This is a genomic window from Paenibacillus sp. FSL H8-0282, assembly GCF_037963825.1.
GTDB classification, from domain to species: domain Bacteria; phylum Bacillota; class Bacilli; order Paenibacillales; family Paenibacillaceae; genus Paenibacillus_AQ; species Paenibacillus_AQ odorifer.
This window is the reverse complement of sequence record NZ_CP150146.1, coordinates 45,512-68,331: the sequence shown is the minus strand read 5'-3', so window position 1 is coordinate 68,331 and position 22,820 is coordinate 45,512. Positions and strand designations below refer to the sequence as shown.

The window sequence follows — 22,820 nt, the reverse complement described above, 5'->3', positions numbered from 1 at the left end:
TACGCGTGCCTTAAACTATACAAGCAACACGACGCTTCGCGCGTGCCCAACATTAAAACCTACTAAACCTAAACCTAAAATAACTAACTTACCGTACGCGGGCGCTCCATACGACCGATGCCCGGCATATGCAGGCTGGACCATTCCGGATGAAAATGATCAAGACGGCTGACGACAATAGTCATGTCATCAAGGATCTCATTGCCCTGATAACGGATCACTTTCTCCAACAGGCTGTCCGCTAAATCCTGAGGATCATCACCCTCAAGCTCTTGGATCATCCGTTTCATCCATATCTCCTTATTAACGGCATATCCAGGCGCATCATAAATACCATCGGTCATCATAATTAAAATATCGCCGGGGCGAAGCTGCATACTGATTAAATCCACATCAATATCTTTAATGATTCCTATCGGCAGATTGCTAGAGGTTATTGGAATGACCTCACTCCCCCTCCGGATGAAGCTTGGTGCTGAAGCAATCTTCATAAACGTTGTCTGCGCAGAATATTGATCGATTAAAGCCATGTCGACAGTAGCATAGAATTCATCAGGGGAGCGTAATAAAAGAATTGAGTTGACCGACTTTACAGCCAGCTTCTCATCCATTCCGGATTGCAGCAGCTTTTCTAACATGCCGAGTGCGGCACTGCTCTCCATCCTTGCCCGTTCACCATTCCCCATTCCATCACTGATGGAAACTGCAAAGGTTCCATTTCCAAGCTCTACGGTGCTGAAGCTATCGCCAGATAGCATATCTCCACCTTTAGAAACAACTGCCACACCCGTGTTTACCTCAAAGGCTTTGGCTGAACCAAAGGTAACCATCGAGAGTCCTTCCCGGGGATGAACCGCCGTCTCACTCATGACAGCAATATTCTCATCCAGAATGTCGGAGAGGAGTGGGGCAATCATTTTACGGCATTCATCAAAACCGCGATTATAAGCGTGCACTACTTCTATTTCTACGCGTCCTGGGTCCAGACTTAAAATTTCAATGCCATGAATAGACAGTCCCAATTTCTCAAGAGCCTCGCGGATTTGCGCTTCCTGCCGATACATGGCCTGTCCCTCACGCTTAATTTCCTTGGCCAAGTCTTCCATAACCTGTGACACGCCTGACAACTGCTCGGCAACAAATTGGCGACTATCGTATATTTGTCTTTTCCACCGCATATCATGTTGGTAGAGATCATATTGTCCCTTCATGACCTCAAGCACTTCACCGGTTTTGCCACAAATACGGCTCCATTCCGGTGGCAGCTGAGCAGCCGTAATATCAGGGCATTCCTCAACAGTTGTCATCATATCTGTCATGTATCTATATGTCTGATAGAATTTTGCATCCCAGCAGTGGGTACGGCGAATGCAGCCAGCGCAGGCTCCTTCTGTGACCGTATTCATAAAATCTTCCATTTCACGATCCGATTTGCCCACTTCTCCGGCACGTGGAATCTGTCCAAAGCTACTGGAGAGCTGTTGGAATACCTGTGAGAATTGAGTGACCCGTTCTGCAGTCAGATCCCTGACCCTGCGGGCATATTCATGTTGAGATCGGCTATGATCTGACGTGCCCGGTACATATTTTGCAATCGCCGATATCATCGCCTTAGGCGTTATTAGAAACAGCACTATTGCTGCGCAGGTCTCCCATGTTGAGGCCATCATATCACCCGGACCCGTAAAATAGACGGAAAGGATCGTTGATCCTAGCAGCATGCCAATAGATACCGCACCCTTTCGCCCACCCTGCATCATTCCCGCTAGCATTCCGGAGAAAGCAAGCAGACTCATCTGATAGATAGCACTGATATCGGCCAGGCTGAGGATCAACCCCGTCACCACCCCAACAGCTGCACCGAGCGGAGCGCCCCCCGCCATGGCAAAGAGCAGAATTAAATAACGAGACAATATATGCTCTAATGACAAACCATTAAGGGTCCAGCCCACAAGGCCTGTCATTACGGAGGCTAACAAAATAATAAGGCATAAAACCTCCTCGTTCCTCAGCGATCTGCTCTTTTGTTTGTAAGTTAGTAGAGGAAGTGCCTGAATGAACACAAGGGTAAGAACAAACCCAAGTAAAGCATCCAGAGTTGTCATCATAAAGGGGTACCAGGAAAGAGACGGTCCGAGAACAATCTTGAACAGGCCAACCATAAACGAGGATACGAATACCATAAGGGGTGCATAAGACAAATCTATTCGTTCGAAACTTTCAAGCCCTCTATAAACAAGAAAAAAGATAATCAGTTCAGCCGTAGTAACCAAGGCACCCGGAAACGGAGTGAAGAGACTGCCAGCTATAATAGCACCTGCTACAGGTAACATAGAGTCTCGACGCATAAACACAATGACGGCAAAATATGCGACAGCAAAAGGGGACAGCTCGTCCAGAATCATAGCTCTACCTAGCAGAAACCCCATAAAGCTTAACAGAAGCATCCACTTCTTCGCTGTAATAAGCTGAATATAACGCTGCTTCTGACCCCAAGCTATAATACGCGTGCCTAAGGCTTGTCTCTGCTTCTTATCTTCGCTTCCCACTCTTGTCCACTCTGGCAAATTCACCACATTGCTTTTACTCATTTCCCTACACCACCCGTTTAAGAATTTATGGTTCTCATTATATAGCGGGTCATTTGAGAAAGTTTGTCAGAAATGGAGGGACAGTCATAAGAAATTTCCGACAAAAAAGCCTTTGTTCATTATTCCTAAAAAAATAGATCGATCCCTTGCGGCGCAGTAGGTTGCTTCTCCTTAAGCTTGTTTCCAGTGCAGTTTTAGGCGCAAGCCTGGCGGTCATTCGCCAGCGATTGCCCTAGAGTTATGTGAGAATGACATGGATGCTGTCGGCAAGTTTATATGACACGACAAAAAAACCGCAAGGGCGAAATGCCCTTGCGGTTATTTATGATGTACAGGTATTGGATTATACGCGTTTGGCTCCACGGCCTCCGCGCTTTCCTTCTGTGTTCTTCTTAATCGAAGATATCCGTTCTTCGCTGTCTTTCAGGAATCGCGACATTTTATCCTCGAATGAAGGTTTACCGGCTGCAGGCTTAAATGGACGCCCACCCCGTTCACGATTGAATCCACCGCCGCCTCCACCACTGCCGCCACCGCCGCCGAAACGGTCTCCGCCGCTAGGACGTTCTGGTCTTGGAGCTCTAGGCGGACGTACTTCCGATGCTGGCTTGTCAACAGCCTGCTTAATGGAAAGTCCGATCTTGCCGTCCTTATCGACGTTGATCACCTTGACGGTTACTACATCACTAATCTTCAGATGATCGTTAACATCCTTGACGTAATTATCGGCGATTTCCGAGATGTGAACGAGACCTGTGACACCTCCTGACAGATCCACAAATGCTCCGAAATGCGTGATGCCTGTCACTTTGCCTTCTAACTTGGTGCCCACTTCAATTGCCATAGAATAAAATGATCCTCCCTTAAAAATATACAGACGAATATTAAGGTCATCCTGTCTGCGGTGATTTGATTATACAGTAAAGAGCAAAGCAAGGCAACAGAGTAAAAGCCTCTTTTAGCCGGTATTATTGCTCTGATTGCTCTGTTCGAATAGGAGTTTCCCCTTGAGGATAGATATTGTACCATTTACGCGCTAATTGGCCAATATACTCATCATCATTAAGTCTGGACACTTCATATTTCAGTTGATTCAAAGATGCTGTGACGCTCTCACTAGTCTTTTGTTTCTTGGCGAGTTGCTCGCCCTTGTCCGTAATTGCCGCACTTTGATTGAAGTAAGTATAACCCGCCCAGCCAAAAAATACTGCCACAAAGAGAATCCACATGACTCTTCTTCTCTTCGCGCCTGCGGCCGAATTTTTGCTGGGATTACTTTTCTCTTCCGCAGTGAATCTGTTCATGCAGCGTACCCCCTAATTCAAAGGTCAGCGTTTCCGCCATTTGGTAATCCATCCAGTAATCTTCACGATCCAGGCGCTATGCTTAAGCCGAGATAACCATGGAGAAATCCACCTTACTGGTAATACCCAAATTGGCTTCGTTAGACGCAGCAGAAGCTTAAGGATGAATAATAGAATACGACCTAGCAGCACTAGCAACCCTATAATAAGGCGCCAAAGCCAGCGAAGAGGTTTACCTATTAGAATCTCCACAAGTCTCCATAGCAATCTGCACATATACTGAACCGATTGAATTAACATTAACACAAAACGCCGCACCGTAACACTGAAGATCAAAAAATAGATCCATATTCCTAGAAATAAACCTAAAAAGACATAAAATCGCAATTGCCCCTGATTTCCGGCATAGAGCATTCTAAAAACAAACAAAGCAGCACAAAGCCAATACAGCAGGTCAAGCATGGCATTCAGCCATTTGGGAAAATTGAACTTGAGCGACAGCACCCGGTAGCTGTCATAGGCCAGTCCCATTGTCACCCCGGCCAATATCATGTAGAACAGCGTCAGCCACTGAACTGCAGGATTCATTTAAATAGCTTACCGAGTAGACCTTTATTTTTGCCCTGCGATCCGGGATCTAGATAAATCAGGGAATGTACATTGCCCTCCAAGGACAACAGTCCATTCTCCAGACTTAAATTTTTGATATGTAAATGATTCCCGCGAATGGTGAGATGGCCGAGTTCTGTACGAAGCAAAAATTCCTCGCTATCAAAGCTCTCCACATTTTGCACGCCCGTCAACTCTAGCTGTTTACGACTGCGCATGTGCAGATCATGCTGTTTATTTACCTTTCCTGGCTCGATCATAGCATGTACCCCTCCTTCTTACCTCTAATCTATGGCAGTAGAAGAAGTTATAGAACATTCCAATCCACTAAAATAAGAGAGATAAAAAAGAAAAAAGAAGGCACAACTCTACAATATGTAAAGTTGTGCCTTCTTATTTACTATTAACTATGTTACTCCTACCAGTCCAAGCCGGTGCTTTTGGCCACAGGCTCTTCCCGAAGTAGGGTATACATACCAGCGGCTTCGTCCTTGCGTGTCGTTTCGACTAGCTTTTCGACTTTGACCGTTACAAGCTTTTGTCCAAATTGCACAGTAATCTCGTCGCCGATCTTAACTGCACTACTTGGTTTAGATTCCCGCCCGTTAATCAGCACCCGGCCTTGTTCGGACACATCCTTGGCCACTGTACGGCGCTTGATTAATCGGGACACTTTCAGGAATTTGTCAAGACGCATTAGTTAACGGCTTCTTTAAGCTTGTTACCAGCTTTGAATGCCGGTACAGTTGATTCTGGAATTTCAATCGTTGTGCCCGTTTGCGGGTTGCGACCAGTACGTCCTGCACGTTTACGAGTTTCGAATGTACCGAAACCGATCAGTTGAACTTTATCGCCTTTTGCCAAAGCTTCTGTGATCTCACCCAAGAATCCGTTCAATACTGCTTCTACATCTTTTTTTGCCAATCCGTTTTTCTCGGAAATGTTGTTTACCAAATCTGTCTTGTTCATAATTTAAAGTTCCTCCTAGGATACGAAAAAATAAATGAAACGAGATTCACCGCCATATTATGGGGCAAGCCGTCATTTCGTCTTTATGATATTCTTGATGTCATCTTAAAATCCTGCCACGAATCGTCGTTTTTTAAAAAAAGAAACAGTTATTTCTCAGAAATCGTCGCAGAATCTATTCTATAGCACTATTAAACTACTCGCCATAATCTAAATCAGAGATGAATGCTACTTTCACAGCATTGCCTCATCTTAAGGTCCGTATACCGTACATAGTCTGAGAAAATCACTATACTTTTCGTTCCTCAGTCTTTGCCTCCTGCCACAACTCTTCCATCTCTTCCAAGCTGCTATCCTCTACACTCATACCCTTGGCTCGCAGACTCTGCTCGATATACTGAAACCGACGCACAAATTTGCGGTTGGTCCGGGTTAAAGCTTCTTCCGGATCTGCGCCAATAAATCGGGCAACATTGGTAACAGCAAATAATAGATCGCCCAGCTCCAGGATTTGATCCTCGGCGGCTGCATCCGTATCGATGGCTTCTTGCAGCTCTTCTATTTCTTCACGAACCTTAGCTAAGCAATCCGTAGCGTTGTCCCAATCAAAGCCCACCTTGGATGCTTTTTTCTGAAGCTTGTACGCCTTCATAAGTGCAGGCAAATCACGCGGAACCCCACTGAGGGCGGATAATTCCTCTGGCTTCACGCCTTTACGCCGCTTCTCCTCTGCCTTCATGCCCTCCCAATTGATCAGAGCTTCTTCAGCATCATTCGCATTCTTGTCACCAAATACATGGGGATGGCGGAAGATAAGCTTATCATTCAGTCCTTCTATGACGTCAAATACGTTAAACGTGCCCAGCTCCTCTTCCATTTGGGAGTGCAGCATGATCTGCAGCAAAAGATCGCCCAGCTCCTCTTTCATATGGTCTGGGTCATCCTCATCAATCGTCTCAAGCACTTCGTAGGTTTCTTCGATTAGATTTTTACGCAAAGATTCATGAGTCTGCTCCCGATCCCACGGACAACCGTCCGGACTGCGCAAAATATCAACAATCTCATGCAAGCGAGCGAAAGTACGATTTCTTAGCTTCTCCTCACGATTCGCAGGTACATAGACCAGAGACAAATTGCCATAACCCTCAAGCCGGTCCAATTCGTATAGAGGAACAGTCACAATGTTTTCTTCGTTCTCCACGCCAAGGGCATGACCCACCACCACTTCATATTCGGGTGGATACAGCTCCATCAGACATAACTTTGTCTCCGAAGCTGTAAAGCTGTCATAAACCTGGCCAATCAGAGTATGCAATTCAGGTTGAAGCTGAGCGCTGCGAATGCCTGAAGCATCTAATAACTGGAAGCCTTCAATAGGGTCGAACCCCAGTCGCACAAACGCCTCGTCCAGAAAACTCTCCCCGCCTAATATTTGCAGTTCTATTCCTTCTTCCGGGCAACGCTGACGCAGCTGTGAAACAGCTGACTCTGCAACCATGGGGTGCCCCGGAACCGCATAGACAATATCTGTACCGTCTGCGGCGGAGCGAGCCTCTTCAATCAATTTTGAAGTAATTGCGGCATAGACCTCAGGAAACGAAGCTAATGTTTCATACAGTCCATCAAAGGATTGCGTGGCGATTTCAAGCTCGGTGAGAGCAGCCATAACTGGATGCTCTTGGGTACGAACGTAGACAACGGATGCTGCCTTCAGTTTTTTTATAATTCCTAGTGTCAGCCGATCAGGATTACCTGACCCGAGACCAACAACTGTTAATGTTGCACTCATATCTGTTCCTCCTTTTAAGCGGGTTAATTATGGAAATAAACGCAGCTTCTTGAACTTGTCCGCCAGAGACGGGCCGATGCCCGGAAGCTGGCGAAGCTCGCTTTCGCTGAGCAGCCGCAGCACCACCGCGCCTACGGCAAAGACAACGCAGCCTGCGAGTACCCCGAGCAGGCTCTGCGCCAAGCTGGCGGTGCGTCCGCCGCCGATGCCAGCGGCCGTAGCCGCGGCGCCAGTGCCCCAGCTGGCAGCTGCGGCGGCAAGAGCCAGGCCCGCTGTGAGCAGCGCGGGCCGTGCCAGGGCATCTGCGAGGCGAAGCCGCAGATGGCCCTGGCGGTACAGCAGCAGCACGTTAAGCGCTGCTGCGAACGAATGCGCGGCCACGCCAGCGATGGCCGCGCCGGTAATGCCCTGCTGCGGAACCAGCAGCAGGTTCAGGGCCGCCTTGAGCAGCGCGGCGGCCAAAAGGTGCAGGGCCGGGGCGCGCACGTAGCCGAGGCCCTGCAGGAGCGCAGCAGAGATGATGCTCACTGTACCGCCAACAGCGGTAAAAGCCAGCCAAGTCATTGTGCTGCTGCCAGCGGTATCGCCGTAAAGAGCCATATTAATCGGCTCAGCAAGCACTGCAAGGCCCGCTGAGGCCGCTAGACCTAACAGCCAGAACCAACGCAGCGACAAGCTGCAGCGGGTCTCAATCAGCTTCATATCTCCCTTGTACTTCGCTTCCGCCAAAGCTGGAATGAACACAACAGACAGTGAGGTGGCAATCATCGTTATAATCTGCACAAGTGGCAAACCCCGATTGTACACACCAAACTGGGCCATCGCAGCTACTTCACTTCCGTCATACGACAGCAGTCGAGGCACAGTGAATACATCTACAAGACCGATAAGAGGCATAGCCAGTGCACCTAGCATTACGGGAATTCCATAAGCCAGCAGTGTACCTGCTTTAATGCCCATAAACCCTTGCTTGGAACCTAGCCCATGTCCTGCATCCAGCGCTCTTACACGCTGACTTTCGACAGCACCAGCTACTTCAGCAGCAGCTTCCTGTTTTACCCTCCGGCGGTGACGTCTCAAGTACAGCAGCATAATTACAAGCCCTGCGGCTCCCCCTCCGGCAGAACCAAGCAGCGCGCCAGCAGCGATACTCTCGGCTCCTGCTCCCTGCGAAGTGAGATATAACAGAAGAATAATCATCACTGTAACCCGTACAGACTGCTCTACAATCTGTGACACGGCAGTAGGAACCATATTATGCAGCCCCTGAAAGTACCCGCGTATGGCCGACATGACAGGGACAACAGCCAGACCCCAGGCGCTTGTCCGCAAGGCAGGCATTACATGTGAGTTACCTACCCATTCGGCAATGATGGGTGCACCTGCATAGGTGATGGCGCCGATAATCAAGCCGCTGATGCCTGTAATTAGCGCGGATAATAGTAGAATCCGGCGGCCTTCTTCATCGCGTCTCCCAGCCGAAGCTTCGGCGACAAATTTGGAGATCGCCGCAGGCAGACCTAGCATAGCTACCGTTAACAGCATTGTATACAAGGGATACACTGTGTTGTATATACCAAATACAGCATCTCCGCCTAGATTTTGCAGCGGAATTTTTTGAAGTGTGCCAATAAGCTTTGAGATAATGGCCGCGGCACTAAGGATAAATGCGCCTTGCAGCAATCGTGATGTTTGTGTATTAGATTTCATATAATACCTGCTTCTACAACTTTGATGGGATGAATTTCTATATTATAACGTATGTATGCCCACAAGTAGAAACGGTTTTGTGTAAACGACAAAACCCCGTTTGCCCTTTGTATATCTTACCAAAAGGAAAGCGGGGTCTAAATTAAGATTACTGCTCCATTTGTTTGCCCAGGAAAGCGGCAGCCGTTTCGGCCATTTTTATTTCCATTTGCGCCATCTTCGCCGAATCATCCTTGCTCACCATCACTACACAACCAATAGGATCTCCACCGGAAATGATCGGTGAGGCTACATATGAGGACACCAAATCCGGATGATCTTTAGCAATTTCATAACTGCCTTCATTGGTTTCTAACACAGTCTTACGGCTGTCCATGACTTTCTCCAGCAGCACTCCTACCTGTTTCTCCAAATAATCTTTTTTGGAGCCGCCTGCAAGGGCAATGAAGGTGTCACGATCAGCAATCATCGTAATGTGTCCAGTACCTTCGAACAATGACTCCGCGTACTCTTTTGCAAAGTCACCCAACTCACCAATCGGAGAATATTTCTTGAGAATGACTTCACCGTCCCGATCGACGAATATTTCCAGTGGGTCTCCTTCTCTAATACGAAGAGTACGTCTAATTTCTTTGGGAATAACCACGCGTCCGAGGTCATCAATACGGCGAACAATTCCAGTAGCTTTCATTTCACATGTGCCCCGCTTTCTTAAGAAGTATGGTCTTACTACTGTCCATTATGGGAAAGGATAATCCCAGTGATTTATCGTAATATCTGACCATAGTATTCATCTCTTCCCAGATCCTTATACATAAGCTGACATGTATTAATATCTGCATCAAGATAAAGGTAGTTCTACAACCGTTTCTGCGAAATAAAAAGCCATCTTCACTTTAAGTGAAGATGGCTTTTCTAAGGTAAGCTTGTCCACATTTACCGATGTTTATTCAGCGGCATCTGTAGCACTTGGAGAAGCACTTGGGGATGCGCTTGGAGCTGTAGTGGCTTCTGTTCCACTATTTGTTCCGGTTTCATCGGCGGCAGCAGAGCTTTTTGGCAGATTGATGTTCTCAATAATGCCTTCCAGATCCTTTTCCATGAACGTTTCTAGGTTCTTGGATACAATTGAGCTCTTAATGCCTTCTTTTTGCTCATCCGTTAACTGGTCAAAAGTCTTGTCTGTACGGGACTCCACCTTGATGATGTGGTAACCGTAAGAAGTTTCTACAGGATCACTGATGGTATTTAGAGGCAAGGTCTGAGCAGCCTTCTTAAACTCCTCCACATAAGTGCCTACAGCTTTATCTTTATATTCTCCGCCTGCCTCTTTAGAGCCAGTATCGTCAGAATATTCCTTAGCGATGGCTGCGAAATCAGCACCGCCATCCAGCTTCGCCTTAACTTCTTTCGCTATTTTAAGCGCTTCTTCGCTGGTACGCTCTTTGTTGTCTGCATCTGTCAGACCAATTAGCACATGACGCAGTGTGGCAACCGTAAAGTCGCCTTTAGTCGCTTCGAATTCTTTGACAACTTCATCATCAGTCACTTTAAGCAGCATATCCTGATAAACTGTCAGCACACGCTCCATATAAGTACGAATATCTTTCTCTGTAACGTCAGCATCTTTCAATGTCTTCTTATAGGTATCGCCCAACTGTTCCTTAATGCTTGCGATTTGAGTATCGGCTTCTTTCTCCGCTTGCTTTTTCGCTTCATCCGTTGCTTGGGAAGCCAAATATTCAAAGCCCACTTCTTGCTTCAGAATGGACTCCTTAAACGCATCGATCTCTAAATATTGCGCTTGTTGTGGAGAGAGAAATTTCATGATTTTCTGATCCATTGCAAATTCCTTTTGTGTAATCGTTCCACCTTTATAAGTGGCCACAGCTTGATTATCATCCGCACTATTTCCACATGCTGCTAGCATAGAAAAGGAAACTGCCGCTGCCAATGAAACGAGCAGCACTTTCCATGATTTTGTTTTATTTAACGACATTGTGTAGTTCTCCCTTCGATTTAAAAGACTGTTTAGCTTCCTTAAGAAACTGTTCAAGCAAGTCAAGCAGCTGTTTATCACTTAAATCTTTCGATTTGACCCGGATACTGGCTTTCGCATCCCTATCAAATTGTACACGTCTTTCGAAGCTATTTCCAACTTTGGCGAGTTTCGCTGTGTCTAAAGCGCCGAGACTTCCCTCATAGAAATTCAAGGTAACATCATCTCCGCGTCTAATCATGGAATCAATGCCATACATTTTTCCATACACTTTCAAACGAGCGACCGATAGTAGATTTACCACGGCTTCAGGTAACTCACCGAACCGATCCAAGAGCTCATCTTCAAGCTCGGAAGCATCATCAAAGGAGGTTACTGCCGCCACTTTTTTATAAATTTCAATTTTTTGGATACTGTCGTAAATATACTCTGACGGCAGATACGCGTCAATCGACAAATCAATGACTGTATTGCCTTCTTTCAGGGATGTATCTTCCTCCCCAAGCACAGTAACCTTACGCTTACGAATTTCCTCCGCCAGCATTTGTGAGTACAGATCAAACCCCACGGATGCGATAAAGCCATGCTGCTCTGCACCCAGCAAGTTACCTGCACCGCGAATAGACAGATCTCGCATCGCTATTTTGAAACCAGAGCCCAGCTCCGTAAATTCCTTAATAGACTGCAGACGTTTCTCTGCAACCTCTGTCAGAACCTTGTCCCGTTGATACGTGAAATAAGCGTAAGCGATCCGATTGGACCGGCCTACACGTCCACGCAGCTGATAGAGCTGAGACAAGCCCATTTTATCCGCATCATGCACAATAAGTGTATTAACGTTCGGAATATCTACGCCCGTCTCAATAATACTTGTGCTGACGAGCACATCGTATTCTCCGTCAAGGAAATCGAGAATGGTCTTCTCCAGCTCAGATTCCGACATTTGACCATGTCCGATGCCAACTCTAGCCTCAGGAACAAGCATAGAGATTTGAGCAGCCATTTCTTGAATGCCCTGCACACGATTATAGAGATAATAGACTTGACCACCACGAGCTAATTCCCGCTCTACAGCTTCCCGCGTAAGGGTCTGGCTATGCTCCACTACATACGTTTGCACAGGGAATCTGTTCTCTGGCGGGGTCTCAATGACAGACAAATCCCGCACTCCGAGCATCGACATATGTAGCGTACGAGGAATTGGAGTTGCAGTCAGCGTAAGAACGTCTACATTCGTTTTCAGTTTTTTCAGCTTTTCTTTATGAGTCACGCCGAAACGCTGTTCTTCATCCACAATTAATAACCCCAGATCCTTGAATACAAGGTCCTGAGATAACAGACGATGTGTACCGATAACTACATCGACAGTTCCTGCCCTAACGCCTTTAATCGTCTCGTTCTGCTCTTTACGGCTGCGGAAACGACTTAAGACCTGAATATTAAGCGGGTAATTAGCGAAACGTTCCCGGAAGGTCTCATAATGCTGCTGAGCCAAAATCGTTGTCGGGACTAGCACCGCCACCTGTTTACCTTCAATCGCTGATTTAAAAGCCGCCCGAATAGCCACTTCAGTCTTACCATACCCAACATCACCGCAAAGCAATCGGTCCATTGGCCGGTTTTGTTCCATATCCTTCTTAATCTCTTCGATAGCCCGAAGCTGATCTCGGGTCTCCTCGTAAGGGAACATTTCTTCAAATTCATGCTGTTCCTGTGTATCCTTTTCAAAACCATATCCTGCGGCACTTTGGCGCTCAGCATATAGCTTTATTAAATCATCAGCAATATTCTGAACGGAGGAACGAACCTTATTGGTCACTCGTGTCCATTCATTGCCGCCTAGCTTATATACTTTCGGCTCTTTATCTTCGGAACCGACATATTTCTGAATCAGGTCAATCTGCTCAATCGGAACTGAGAGCTTATCGCCGCCAGCATACAAAATATGCATGTAATCACGGTGAATACCGCTGACCTCAAGCGTGCCGATTCCCATATATTTTCCGATACCATGGTTCTGATGGACGACATAATCACCGATTTTCAGCTCTGTGTAACTCTTGATCCGTTCTGCATTATCTATTCCTTTGGAGATCTTCCGTGCCTTCCGCTGCTTCTGAGAGAACATTTCTCCCTCAGTTATAACAGCTAGATGAATAGAGGGCAGCTCAAAACCAGAACCCAGATTTCCTTGTATAATCATCGGCTCGTTAATGCCGTAATCATAAAGAACTCTGCGCACTCGTTCAATCCGTTCCTCACTGCTCGCAAGCATCATTACCTTAACACCGGACTTCTGCCAACGCTCCATTTCCGATTTCAGCACATTCATCTGGCCATGGAAATCCTGCATTCCACGACTGATAAACCCAAGAATGTTCTGAGGCTGAATATGCGGAACCTGACGTAAAAAGATTGACATAAACAGGCTTTGGAACGGGCGCTGATACATAACAACATCCGTATCGACAGAGAGATCTAGATCCGGCAATGATTTGCCGTTTTGCAGCAAATGCAGATTCCATTCCGATTCATCCCGTTCAAGCTGTCTCGCCGTTTCGAGCAGTCTTGTCGGCTCATCTAGAATAAGAATGGTATCCTGGGCCATGTAATCAAATAAATGAGAGCGTTCAGGATATAAAAGACTGATATATTTATAGATCTCCGGGAAATAAGTACCTTCCCGCAGCATTTCCAGCTCACGGCCAATTTCTTCCCGCAGCCTGAGCTTCGCCTGGCGATCCGCCATCTTCTCCAACTGTCGCTCCATCATAGCTGAGGCTTCAGCAGAAGCAGATTCCTGGCGCAATCTACTAGCTATAATCTCTTTAGCCGGTGTAATCTTCACACTACGTACCTTATCAATAGAACGCTGATCCACTGGATCAAAAGTTCTTATGGAATCAACCTCATCGTCAAATAACTCAACCCGATAAGCCAAAGGAGATGTCATTGGATAAAAATCAATTATTCCACCCCGTACGCTCAGTTCACCACGATTTTCAACCCGCTCTACTCTTTCATAGCCCATTTCAATCATGGACATCAAAAATTCATCCAGAGCAAGCGTTCCATCTTGGGAAACGGTGACTTGTGCCTCTGCCATAACCTCTGGGGCTGGCAGCAATCTACGCACTCCTGAGTAAGGAACTACAACAATACCACGGAAGCCCTGAGCGCATTTGGTCAGCACATCTATACGCTGAGCCAGTGTCTCTGGGCTTGATACAGCCGCTTCTGCAGCCACTAGTTCATTGGCGGGATAGAGCAGAACCCGGTCAGGGGAAAGCGCTTCCTGCAAATCATCGGCCATCTTCTGGGCCGAAAACATATTATGAGTCACTACAAGTAAGGGACGAGTTGTCTCTTCATGTAATGCTGCAAGCATAATCTGTCTAGCAGAACCTGTAAGCCCCGAAATGAGCTGCTCTTTCATACCTGCAGCAACACCATGGGTGATAGACTGGAAATCGGGATCCTTGGAAAAAGCTTCTATAAGACCTTGTAACAACAGGCGCACCTCTCTTACTAAACAGGCTAACGGTGGCATAGCCACCGTCACCTATTATGATTGGAATCGAAAAGAAGCCTCAGCTGTAACGCCAAGGCTTGCGGATGACGATAGAGACAGGCGCTTCCACCTTACTGAAGCGGACTTGTCAGCAGGCTAAGCTCCGGATTGTTCTCTAAAGCCTCCTTGCAATAGTCGCAAGTAACCTTTACCGTGATTTCACCTTCTGAATTATACGCTATTATATCTCTGCGCTCCGCAGGGGTCAAGGAATGAAGGCCCAACTGCATTTCTGTAACATCACTTCTATTAATACTGCCTAGAGATGTCTTACAGTGCCTACAAACATAGTTTATTGCCATCTATATGCCTCCTGAAGGTACTATATACCTTCAGTATGTCCGGGCAGCTTCATCTTTAGCCTTAAAAACAACAGGGTTTACAGATTAACCATTGAACTTAGCCATTGTCTGCTCGAATGAATGCTGTAAGCTGTATTCCAGTGCATCACAAGTATTAAGGATCATTTGCTTAAGCGGATCGCTTTCCTTCTTAGGAAAAGTAGAAAGAACATAATCGACAATAGCAAAACCTGGCTCAGGACGAGAAATACCCATTCGTACCCGATTGAAATTCTGTGTTCCTACATGCTGTATGATGGATTTAATTCCATTATGTCCACCAGCGCTTCCTTGATAACGCAAGCGGACTTTTCCGATTTCTGTATCCAAATCATCATAAACGACGATCATATCTTCAAGTTGAACTTTGTAATAATCCATATAAGCGCGAACGGCCTCACCGGATAAGTTCATAAAGGTCATGGGCTTAATCAATACGGTTTTGACGCCACCAATGACCCCTTCACCGATGACGGATTTACATTTGCTCTGGTTGAAGGCAATTCCGTTCTGGGCAGCAAGCTCATCCAAAGCCATAAAGCCAACATTATGCCTTGTTTTCGCGTACTGTGTTCCGGGATTTCCCAATCCGACAATCCATTTCATTATCGAACCTTTCCTTTCCGTTCGGGCTCTCCGGCAAGAGGAGTCCGTTTTTGGTACAATAGATCTAATCTACATATCTCTGTGCAACCAGAGCGAAATTATACTCCGAAGACAGGTGATAACCCATGCCGCACAAAGGCGAATTATTGACACATCAACGCCATTTTCAGTACCACATCCAATATGCTGTGCCCGTGGAAATATACAAGGGCGACGTGCATATTGATATCGGTGTATTAACAGCGGTAGACGAAGCTTTCGTGGAGCTACAAGGGACACTATATAACCGCAGTTTATTCACCTTTGTCTCCCGTCCCGGATATTAAATCCAGTAGTTCTACCTGTAGCACGCCGATAAGGGTTACATCTCCGAGAACGGAGGTGTAACCCTTTTGTACTATTCATTCGTTATATTTATTCAATCTCGAACAATTTACTAATCGACAACTCTTCATGAACGCGGATAATTGCCTCACCCATAAGTGGAGCCACGGACAACACCTTGAGCTTAGAGGTTGGATTCGCGCTGCGAATTGGAATGGTATCCGTCACGATAATTTCTTTGATTGGAGAATTCTCCAGACGCTCGTGTGCAGGACCAGACAATACTGGGTGTGTACAGCATGCGTATACTTCCTTCACGCCGCCTTCCATCAAAGCATTAGCACCAAGTACGATCGTTCCAGCGGTATCGATGATATCATCGATCAGGATGGCTGTTTTGCCTTCGATATTACCGATGATGTTCATAACTTCGCTGACGTTAGGTTCTGGACGACGCTTGTCTATAATAGCCAGTGGAGCGTTCAGGAAATCAGCAAGCTTTCTTGCACGTACTACACCGCCATGGTCCGGCGATACGACAACTGGGTTCTCGATTTGCTTGGAACGGAAATACTGAGCCAGAATCGGTACACCAAGCAAGTGATCCACTGGAATATCGAAGAATCCTTGAATCTGCATGGCATGAAGATCCATCGTGATTACACGGTGAGCGCCAGCCTTTTCAATTAGATTCGCTACCAGCTTAGCGGTAATGGGGTCACGGGAACGGGCTTTACGATCTTGACGGGCATATCCGTAGTAAGGGATAACCACGTTGATGCTTTTTGCGGAGGCACGTTTAAGCGCATCTACCATAACCAAAAGCTCCATCAGGTTATCATTTACAGGGCCACAAGTGGATTGAACAATATAAACATGGCATCCCCGAACGCTTTCTGACAGCTTGACCTGAATTTCTCCATCGCTGAAACTTGTGGTGTGTGATTCACCCATCGGAATCCCGATGTAATCAGCAATTTGACTAGCTAGCTTAGGATTGGAGTTACAGGTGAAAATCTTTAACTTGGAATCACAATAAGTCATAAAATATAAACCCTCCGTGACGGAATTTAGCTTTCCAAAGGCGCCGGCGCGGAAATATAAGTCCGTCCGGCGCTTCTTAGCAACGCTTTACGATGGACTCGAGTGGTCTTTCTTCGCTTTTGCACGGGAACGGATCTTCTCTGCATATCCCGGTTTGTTCTCTTGTCTTACTCTAGCTACAGCCAGATCGTTCTCGGAAACGGAACGTGTAATTGTCGAACCTGCTACAACAAAAGCCCCTTTGCCCACAGTAACTGGAGCAATAAGGTTAACATTACTGCCAATAAAGGCATCGTCTGCGATTGTTGTCTTGAATTTATTATACCCGTCGTAGTTAACGGTAATCGCACCGCACCCGACGTTTACATTCTTACCTACAGATGCGTCGCCGACATAACTAAGATGTGACACTTTTGAACCGTCACCAATAGTAGCATTCTTGATCTCGACGAAATCTCCAACCTTAACTTCTTCTCCAAGCACAGAGCCTGGACGCAAATAGGCAAAAGGCCCAACGGTTGTCCGTGCGCCGACTTGAGCTTGATTCAATACGGACTGCTTAATCGTTGCATCATCCATAATCTGACAGTCTTCGATTTCACTAGCCGGTCCGATCACACAATTGTCCCCGATTACAGTCTTCCCTTTCAGGATGGTTCCTGGATAAAGCGTAGTATCTGATCCGATAACTACATCTGCTCCGATATAAGTGGAGGCTGGATCAATGATGGTCACACCGCCCAGCATGTGTTTACGATTAATACGTTGACGCATAAAGGCTTCCGCTTCGGACAAAGCTAAACGATCATTAACGCCGATAGACTCAGCTGCGTCATGGGTCTGATATCCTAGTACGGTATCCCCTTGTGAACGAAGAATCCCAATCACATCAGTCAAATAATACTCCTGCTGGTTATTACTGTTCGTTACCTTCTCGAGTGCAGCAAATAATTTAGCATTATCAAAACAATAAGTGCCTGTATTGATTTCTTGAACGGCATCTTCTTCAGTAGTGCAATCCTTCTGCTCTACAATCTTCAGAACGCCGCCATCTTCACCACGAATAATTCTTCCGTAGCCTGTAGGCTTTTCCATAACAGCTGTCAATACGGTTGCAGCCGCATTACGCTGTTCATGAAGCGCCATGAGTCCTTCCAGGGTCTCCGTGGTTACGAGTGGTGTGTCTCCACAAATAACTATAGTTGTTCCTTCTTCGCCAGCAAGTAAATCCTTTGCTTGTTTGACAGCATGGCCAGTGCCGAGCTGAGTTTCCTGCAGAACGTATTCCGCTCCTTCACCTACATAGGCCTTAACTTTCTCTGCGCCATGCCCAACAACAACAACGGTGCGCTGGCATCCGGTCGCTTTTACTGTATCAAGCACGTGCCCTACCATCGGCTTACCGCAAACGGGGTGCAGCACCTTATATAATTTAGATTTCATTCGCTTGCCTTGACCTGCGGCAAGTACTACAGCCATTCTTTTCAAGAATGCCAACCTCCTACTCTTGAACTCACTACTGAATATATCTCATTCCGGGCAAAAAGAAAAGAGAACCATGAAGTCATGGTTCTCTTTTCTATAAACCCCAAGTTAGAAAAGCATTTATCGCTGCCTTTCGAAGATGTCGTCAAATCCTTCACCAGCAATAGCTTTTCTTGCAAGATCAGGCTGCTAATTCATGAAGTGTATGTCGGTGTGATCTTATCAAAAACGGCGGATCCTACGCCACCCAAAAGGTAGCCGTCTTCCGAGGAAGCCTAAGCTCCCTCTTCAATAACTTCTTCTTCTTCCGTAGCGGCGCGATCGTACTCGGCCAGAACCGCGGATTGAATCTTCTCGCGTGTTCCCGAAGAGATCGGGTGCGCGATATCGCGGAATTCGCCGTCCGGTGTACGCTTGCTGGGCATTGCAACAAACATCCCATTATTGCCATCGATGACGCGAATGTCATGAACAACAAACTCGTTATCGATGGTAATGGATGCGATTGCTTTCATTCTCCCCTCAGAGTTAACGCGGCGGAGTCTGACATCCGTAATTTGCATGTGTGTGTTCACCACCTTTTTCCATCAGAGACTTGGTGTATAATTCCACACAGCAAAGCGAATTCCTTCTTTTTGATTCCATAAAATACCTAAAAAAGAAATATATTTTTTGGGATATGTTGTTTTCGACATACATCGAGTAGTTTTCTTAATATTCCTTACGTTTTCGACAATTTCCACGCTTTTTGAAAATGTAAGAGAATGGCTAATCAAGAGGAAAAGTAGTTGCCCGGATGCGCCGAAATTCTCCGCTCTTTCGAGTCTACTTCACTTAGTTTTACCAAGGACACGTAATCGTGCAACAGACGCTCTTCCGTCTCTACAGCGCCTGATTCCACTAAAACGCCTACCCCAGCAACCTCGGCATTAAATTCACCGAGCAGATCGACCATACCACGTACAGTCCCTCCCGCCTTCATGAAGTCATCTACGATAAGTACTCGCGATTTCTCCTTGAGTGCACGTCTGGAGAGAGACATTGTGTGTATGCTTTTATGAGATCCTGATACGTAGTTAATACTTACTGCTGATCCCTCTGTAACCTGATGGTCACGTCGCACAAGCACTACCGGCAAGCCTAGCTGTGCTGCTGTTGCATAGGCTAGTGGAATGCCTTTCGTTTCAACGGTCATCACCACATCGATTTCCGATCCGTAAAAGGCCGTTGCGATGATCTTACCCGCCTGTTCCATCAAAGACGGCAACCCAAGTAGATCCGACATATACAAATAACCGCCAGGCAATATCCGGTCAGTCTGCTCTAGCTGCACACATAAGCGCTGCACAAAGGTAAGCGCCATATCTTTAGGCATAACCGGGATATAACGTACTCCACCCGCTGCACCAGCTAAAGTCTGCAGCTCTCCGATGCCTTCACCTTCAAATACTTCTTTTATGATTGCCAAATCTTCACTAATGGAGGACTTAGCCGCTCCATAGCGATCGGCAAATATAGACAGCGGCAGTAGTTCATGCGGCCGCTCAAGTAAAAACTGAGTCATGTCTACCAAACGTTGGCTTCTTTTTAATTTCTTCACGGAATGCTCCTCGCCAAAACCGAATATTTTAGAAAAATATATCACTTTTGTACGGGTTTACACAAGAGAAGCAGACTAATTCAGTGATCTCACTGCGTAGACTTCCTTGCAGAACCCTCGCAGTCCGTTGTAAATCCTTGCTACTTTAGACTGCTTGGACACTAACCCGAATACGGTAGGTCCGCTGCCTGACATCAGTACGCCATCTGCTCCAAGCTTTATCATCGCTTCCTTAAGCTGCTGAACCTCTGGATGCAGCTTTAGGGTAACATCTTCAAGCACGTTGCCCAGATGGTTGCACACGCCCCCAAAGTCTCCAGCTTCTATCGCTTGCTGCATCTTTCGAGCAGAAGGATGAACCGCTATATTATTGCTCCGAACGCGTCCATACACTTCTGCAGTCGATACATTGATCGGTGGTTTCGCCAACACAACCCAGCATTGTGGCGGGTTATTGATTGGTGTCAGCTTTTCGCCTCGTCCTGTAGCCAAGGCTGTGCCGCCTGTGACGCAGAAAGGTACATCAGAACCCAGCTCAGCGCCAAGCTCCTGTAGCTCCTGCGCAGGAATACCCAGACGCCACAGACGGTTTAGACCGCGTAGCGTAGCTGCGGCATCACTGCTGCCGCCAGCCAGGCCAGCCGCAACCGGAATTCTTTTATCCAGATGGATATGTACCCCATTCTTCACGTTATAACGGTCTTTAATAAGCCTTGCCGCCTGGAAAGCTAAATTTTTCTCGTCCAGGGGAATATAACCAGCCTGACTTGATATTATAATAGTATCCCTTGGCAGCTCAGACAGCTCTAAGCGGTCTGCTAAATCTACCATGGTCATAATCATTTCCACCTCATGAAAACCGTCAGCACGTTTGTGCAGCACATCCAGCATCAAATTAATTTTAGCTGGTGCCTTTTCATACATTTTCAAGGCGTTCACCCACCTTCAGCTTTTCCCGTAAAAACAACTTAACATATTATATGAGAAACTTCTAATGAAGTCCAATAATAAAAGGGTGTCGCCATTTAGACGCACCCTTTTTCAGTAATATTCACTTTATAGCCTAAAATTTAAGATTTCCGCGCAGCCTGTTCAGCAAGCTGTATCGCTTTTTTCACCATGTTGCCAGCGTCTTGAGTTGTAATTCCACCCCAGCCCTCACGTTCCACGGTTTCATAAAAACCCAGCTCCTTGGCTAACTCTGTCTTCAATTCCTCCGACATCATGCCTCGTTTTCTGCGGCTCATTACGGAATTCCTCCCTTATGAAAATAAATGATTAACCCGTTGCCCAATTAGTATGCTTGCTTAGCACACGGATCATGCACCAAATATTTGTCCCAAAAAACGCAAACAAAAAACAGCCTCCAAGGGAGACTGTTCGTGAAACATTAAGCTTTAATATACATAATCCGCATCTGCCCATCGTCTTCACAAACTGTGATTTCCACAGATTCAGTAAGTATATCGGCATAGCTATAGGAGACTCGCTTAAAAGTTTGCTGCTCCTGATCCAGTTTGACAATAAATACAGAAGGGTACGTTTCTTCCAGGACACCTGTGCGTTCAACGGTTTTACGACGACCTCCGTTTGCACGCAATGTGATCTTATGACCGACGTGAGCTTCAAGACTGCGTTTGATTTCCAACAGCGCGTTATTAGCCATTACCTGACGACCACCTCTTTTCTTGTCCATTATACAACTTTTTCAGGACAATGTCAAAGCAAATAAATAATTAATTATAGTTGATGCATATTTCGTTGTCAACGGAATTTTTTTGCGAGAAATCAGCGCCGGACTAATATCCTTGTTATCTGTAATATAGGCATTACAAAGAAAAAAAGAAAGGGTTAAGCTCAGCGCTCACCCTTTCTTTCGGATATTCTATTCAGCCCATTCAAATTACCTATATTCCTGACACCATAGACCTATCTCTGCCGCTTAAATGGCTGATGGTGTCACTTTTAGCGCCGACAGATTCTGCAGTCGCGGCATTCCGATGCGGAAGCTGCCACGGGTCTCAACACCACCAATACCCTGATTGCCGCTGATGGTATTATTCAGAACATCGCTAAGATTTACAGTATCCCTGATGGAAGTAAAGGATGATTTTGCTGCTACATACACGGGATCCAGAGCATGGATCAAAATTCGACCAGGTGAACTGGCAAAATTAGCTCCAGCTCCAAGTAAGGCCTCGAAATGAGATTGACAAGCACCGGCAACAATAGTCAACGCATCAAAATTCCGCTCATACTCCCTAGCTACCCTAATAGCAGCTATAAAGTTTTGCGAATTTTTATAGCTATTCAGACTATACAGATCGTAAGTATGCTGTTGCTTCAGTACCCCATCATGACCAGTGATCACTACAATATCTGGGCGTACACGGGGCAACAGCCGGTATAACGTATCAGCCATTGCAGATTCATGAACATGATGCCCTTCAGCGGGAATCCGCAGCTGCTCGTATAAGCTAAGGCTCTTATTCAAATATGCCGGATCGCCATCCAGATGCAGTACTTTACCTGGCACTTCAAAATAAGGAGCTTCCTTGGACGGTGGAGCCCATGTCCCCTCTGTTAGGGTTCCCCCGCTCCGCTGACTTTGCTCCTGACGGTCCTTCCGCAGCTGTGTCAGTGATTCCTTCGCTTTGATCTGTGCTTGCTGTCCCCGTTCCGTTATTCGGGTAGGAGGCACTTGAACCAGGTCATCCAGAGGAGAATCCGCCAACAGGCGGAAATCTGTGCCTTTAATGACGGCTCTATCCTGCACGATATTATCTACACGAAATGTTAAATCACCGCCATAAGATTTGCGAACGACCAAGTCTCCTAAATTCATTACAACCACCACCTCTACCCCATCGTATGGGCA

The 22,820-nt window shown here is 46.4% G+C and carries 23 protein-coding genes; 1 reads left to right on the top strand and 22 read right to left on the bottom strand.

Annotation, left to right across the window (positions count from 1 at the left end):
• Nucleotides 1–83: 83 nt before the first annotated feature.
• The 14 genes from spoIIE to pth form a co-directional block, all read right to left on the bottom strand.
• Nucleotides 84–2,591: a stage II sporulation protein E gene (gene spoIIE / locus NST94_RS00315; protein ID WP_280753820.1), complete on the bottom strand. Its 2,508-nt coding sequence runs from the start codon at nt 2,589–2,591 to the stop codon at nt 84–86.
• A 343-nt stretch (nt 2,592–2,934) separates the two neighbouring features.
• Nucleotides 2,935–3,435 carry a S1 domain-containing RNA-binding protein gene (locus tag NST94_RS00310; protein ID WP_036678766.1) on the bottom strand — a complete coding sequence of 167 codons (501 nt, stop codon included), beginning with the start codon at nt 3,433–3,435 and terminating at the stop codon, nt 2,935–2,937.
• A 124-nt stretch (nt 3,436–3,559) separates the two neighbouring features.
• Nucleotides 3,560–3,895, bottom strand: coding sequence for a septum formation initiator family protein (locus NST94_RS00305; protein ID WP_076130075.1), 336 nt, complete (start codon nt 3,893–3,895; stop codon nt 3,560–3,562).
• A gap of 24 nt (nt 3,896–3,919) precedes the next feature.
• Nucleotides 3,920–4,483: a spore cortex biosynthesis protein YabQ gene (gene yabQ / locus NST94_RS00300; protein ID WP_076186815.1), complete on the bottom strand. Its 564-nt coding sequence runs from the start codon at nt 4,481–4,483 to the stop codon at nt 3,920–3,922.
• A complete protein-coding gene (yabP, locus tag NST94_RS00295) occupies nt 4,480–4,764 on the bottom strand; it encodes a sporulation protein YabP (RefSeq protein ID WP_036678773.1) in 285 nt (94 codons plus the stop codon). The genes yabQ and yabP overlap by 4 nt, the downstream gene beginning before the upstream one ends.
• A 158-nt stretch (nt 4,765–4,922) precedes the next feature.
• Nucleotides 4,923–5,201: an RNA-binding S4 domain-containing protein gene (locus NST94_RS00290; RefSeq protein WP_076130073.1), complete on the bottom strand. Its 279-nt coding sequence runs from the start codon at nt 5,199–5,201 to the stop codon at nt 4,923–4,925.
• A complete protein-coding gene (locus tag NST94_RS00285; RefSeq protein WP_036678778.1) occupies nt 5,201–5,473 on the bottom strand; it encodes an HU family DNA-binding protein in 273 nt (90 codons plus the stop codon). Before NST94_RS00285 ends, NST94_RS00290 begins: the two co-directional genes overlap by 1 nt.
• Nucleotides 5,474–5,762: 289 nt before the next feature.
• On the bottom strand, nt 5,763–7,262 hold the full coding sequence (gene mazG, locus NST94_RS00280) for a nucleoside triphosphate pyrophosphohydrolase (RefSeq protein ID WP_280753819.1): 1,500 nt from the start codon (nt 7,260–7,262) through the stop codon (nt 5,763–5,765).
• Nucleotides 7,263–7,289: 27 nt separating this feature from the next.
• Entirely contained in the window at nt 7,290–8,972 is a 1,683-nt protein-coding gene (locus NST94_RS00275) for a polysaccharide biosynthesis protein (protein WP_076280241.1), read from the bottom strand.
• A gap of 148 nt (nt 8,973–9,120) precedes the next feature.
• Nucleotides 9,121–9,663 (bottom strand): stage V sporulation protein T, encoded by a 543-nt coding sequence (gene spoVT, locus NST94_RS00270; protein WP_036678783.1) that lies wholly within the window; start codon nt 9,661–9,663, stop codon nt 9,121–9,123.
• A 255-nt stretch (nt 9,664–9,918) separates the two neighbouring features.
• On the bottom strand, nt 9,919–10,971 hold the full coding sequence (locus tag NST94_RS00265; protein ID WP_076307260.1) for a peptidylprolyl isomerase: 1,053 nt from the start codon (nt 10,969–10,971) through the stop codon (nt 9,919–9,921).
• The gene (mfd, locus tag NST94_RS00260) at nt 10,958–14,482 is read right to left on the bottom strand and encodes a transcription-repair coupling factor (RefSeq protein WP_076138493.1); all 3,525 of its coding nucleotides are present in this window, start codon (nt 14,480–14,482) and stop codon (nt 10,958–10,960) included. Before mfd ends, NST94_RS00265 begins: the two co-directional genes overlap by 14 nt.
• Nucleotides 14,483–14,613: 131 nt before the next feature.
• Nucleotides 14,614–14,844 (bottom strand): anti-sigma-F factor Fin family protein, encoded by a 231-nt coding sequence (locus tag NST94_RS00255; protein WP_036678789.1) that lies wholly within the window; start codon nt 14,842–14,844, stop codon nt 14,614–14,616.
• A gap of 84 nt (nt 14,845–14,928) precedes the next feature.
• Entirely contained in the window at nt 14,929–15,489 is a 561-nt protein-coding gene (gene pth / locus NST94_RS00250) for an aminoacyl-tRNA hydrolase (RefSeq protein ID WP_076130069.1), read from the bottom strand.
• Between the two features lie 125 nt (nt 15,490–15,614).
• Here pth and NST94_RS00245 point away from each other — a divergent pair, with 125 nt between their 5' ends.
• Entirely contained in the window at nt 15,615–15,815 is a 201-nt protein-coding gene (locus NST94_RS00245) for a hypothetical protein (protein ID WP_036678792.1), read from the top strand.
• An 88-nt stretch (nt 15,816–15,903) separates the two neighbouring features.
• Here NST94_RS00245 and NST94_RS00240 read toward each other — a convergent pair whose 3' ends face one another.
• From NST94_RS00240 to yabG, 8 genes are all read right to left on the bottom strand, one after another.
• Complete coding sequence (locus tag NST94_RS00240) at nt 15,904–16,857, bottom strand: ribose-phosphate diphosphokinase (protein ID WP_036678796.1); 954 nt, start codon at nt 16,855–16,857, stop codon at nt 15,904–15,906.
• Between the two features lie 87 nt (nt 16,858–16,944).
• Nucleotides 16,945–18,345 carry a bifunctional UDP-N-acetylglucosamine diphosphorylase/glucosamine-1-phosphate N-acetyltransferase GlmU gene (gene glmU, locus NST94_RS00235; protein ID WP_076138495.1) on the bottom strand — a complete coding sequence of 467 codons (1,401 nt, stop codon included), beginning with the start codon at nt 18,343–18,345 and terminating at the stop codon, nt 16,945–16,947.
• Between the two features lie 272 nt (nt 18,346–18,617).
• Nucleotides 18,618–18,905 carry a septation regulator SpoVG gene (gene spoVG / locus NST94_RS00230; protein WP_020425826.1) on the bottom strand — a complete coding sequence of 96 codons (288 nt, stop codon included), beginning with the start codon at nt 18,903–18,905 and terminating at the stop codon, nt 18,618–18,620.
• A gap of 209 nt (nt 18,906–19,114) precedes the next feature.
• Complete coding sequence (gene purR / locus NST94_RS00225) at nt 19,115–19,942, bottom strand: pur operon repressor (protein WP_036678807.1); 828 nt, start codon at nt 19,940–19,942, stop codon at nt 19,115–19,117.
• Nucleotides 19,943–20,017: 75 nt separating this feature from the next.
• The gene (gene ispE, locus NST94_RS00220; protein WP_076194958.1) at nt 20,018–20,872 is read right to left on the bottom strand and encodes a 4-(cytidine 5'-diphospho)-2-C-methyl-D-erythritol kinase; all 855 of its coding nucleotides are present in this window, start codon (nt 20,870–20,872) and stop codon (nt 20,018–20,020) included.
• 140 nt (nt 20,873–21,012) lie between these two features.
• The gene (locus tag NST94_RS00215) at nt 21,013–21,189 is read right to left on the bottom strand and encodes a small, acid-soluble spore protein, alpha/beta type (RefSeq protein ID WP_036678812.1); all 177 of its coding nucleotides are present in this window, start codon (nt 21,187–21,189) and stop codon (nt 21,013–21,015) included.
• 143 nt (nt 21,190–21,332) lie between these two features.
• A complete protein-coding gene (locus NST94_RS00210) occupies nt 21,333–21,608 on the bottom strand; it encodes a Veg family protein (protein ID WP_019914493.1) in 276 nt (91 codons plus the stop codon).
• A 276-nt stretch (nt 21,609–21,884) separates the two neighbouring features.
• On the bottom strand, nt 21,885–22,787 hold the full coding sequence (gene yabG, locus NST94_RS00205; protein ID WP_036678813.1) for a sporulation peptidase YabG: 903 nt from the start codon (nt 22,785–22,787) through the stop codon (nt 21,885–21,887).
• Between the last annotated feature and the right edge of the window lie 33 nt (nt 22,788–22,820).